A 266-nucleotide genomic window follows, 5' to 3' on the forward strand; every position below is an offset into this window, starting at 1 on the left:
GCTCATGATTGGGGAATAGGGTTCCCCATAACCGGTGCCAAGCCGCTTGAATGCCAAACCCGGAGGCCACATGGAACTGCATAACCTGAACGACATCGCCGCCTTCGTCGCCTCGGTGGATACCGGAAGTTTTACGGCGGCGGCCAGGCAACTCGGGCTGACCCGCTCGGCCGTCGGTAAATCGATCGTGCGGCTCGAATCACGTCTGCAGGTCCGCCTGCTCAACCGCACCACCCGCAGCCTGAGCCTGACCGACGATGGTCGGG

1 protein-coding gene is annotated in these 266 nt (G+C 62.8%); it reads left to right on the forward strand.

Annotation, left to right across the window (positions count from 1 at the left end):
* Window positions 1–70 precede the first annotated feature (70 nt).
* Window positions 71–266: helix-turn-helix domain-containing protein (locus AAEY83_RS15720; RefSeq protein ID WP_351060436.1), on the forward strand; the 196-nt coding region annotated here is incomplete at its 3' end.

Origin of the sequence: Psychrobacter sp. TB20-MNA-CIBAN-0197 (assembly GCF_040309765.1) — a bacterium.
GTDB classification, from domain to species: Bacteria; Pseudomonadota; Gammaproteobacteria; order Pseudomonadales; family Moraxellaceae; genus Psychrobacter; species Psychrobacter submarinus.